This window comes from Paracoccus acridae (genome assembly GCF_014642735.1).
In the GTDB taxonomy this organism is placed as follows: Bacteria; Pseudomonadota; Alphaproteobacteria; order Rhodobacterales; family Rhodobacteraceae; genus Paracoccus; species Paracoccus acridae.
The window spans coordinates 1-1,027 of the sequence record NZ_BMIV01000075.1 but is presented as its reverse complement, the minus strand read 5'-3'; the positions used below and the strand labels follow the sequence as shown (position 1 = coordinate 1,027).

Annotated in this window: 2 protein-coding genes; both read left to right on the top strand. The window is 71.3% G+C overall.

Translation table 11 applies throughout. From position 1 onward, the window contains the following. On the top strand, nt 1-288 hold a 288-nt coding region (locus tag IEX25_RS19795), incomplete at its 5' end, for an electron transfer flavoprotein subunit beta/FixA family protein (RefSeq protein ID WP_440589951.1). Further along, on the top strand, nt 288-1,027 hold a 740-nt coding region (locus IEX25_RS19790; protein ID WP_188717437.1), incomplete at its 3' end, for an electron transfer flavoprotein subunit alpha/FixB family protein. The genes IEX25_RS19795 and IEX25_RS19790, both read left to right, overlap by 1 nt.

The window sequence follows — 1,027 nt, the reverse complement described above, 5'->3', positions numbered from 1 at the left end:
CGCGTCACGCGCGAGGTGGACGGCGGGCTGCAGACCATCGAGGTCCGGCTGCCGGCGATCGTGACGGCCGACCTGCGGCTCAATGAGCCGCGCTATGCCAGCCTGCCCAACATCATGAAGGCCAAGAAGAAGCCCTTGGAGGAAAAGACGCCGGCCGATTACGGCGTGGACGTGAGCCCGCGCCTCGAGATCCTGTCCACCCGGGAGCCCGAGGGCCGGCAGGCGGGCATCAAGGTGGGATCGGTCGATGAGCTGGTCTCGAAACTTAAGGAAGCGGGGGTGATCTGATGGCTGTTCTTCTTCTGGCGGAAGTGACGGGGGGCGTTCTGAACCGGGACGCGACGGCCAAGGCGGTGGCGGCGGTCGGGACCCTGGGCGAGGTGACGGTGCTCTGCGCCGGCGCCTCGGCGCGGGGCGCCGCGCAGGAGGCCGCGACCATCGCCGGCGTGGCGAAGGTGATCGTGGCCGAGGACGCGCGCTACGGCCACCGCCTGGCCGAGCCCACCGCCGCCCTGCTGGCCGCGCTTGCGGCCGACTACGAGCATGTCGCGGCGCCCGCGACCACGGACGCCAAGAACGTCATGCCCCGTGTGGCCGCGCTTCTCGATGTGATGGTGATCCCCGAGGTGTCCAAGGTGATCGACGCCGACACCTTCGAGCGCCCGGTTTATGCCGGCAACGCCATCCAGACGGTGCGCTCGCGCGACGCCAAGAAGGTGATGACCATCCGCACCGCCAGCTTCGATGGGGCGGGCGCGGGCGGCGCCGCCCCGGTCAGCGACGCCACGCTGGCCGAGGATCCGGGCCTGTCGTCCTGGATCGGCGACAAGGTCGCGGCCTCCGACCGGCCCGAGCTGACCAGTGCCAGGCGGGTGGTCTCGGGCGGGCGCGCGCTCGGCTCGAAAGAGCAGTTCGCCATCATCGAGGCCCTGGCCGACAAGCTGGGCGCCGCCGTGGGCGCGTCCCGCGCCGCGGTGGACAGCGGATACGCCCCCAACGACTGGCAGGTGGGCCAGACCGGCAAGGT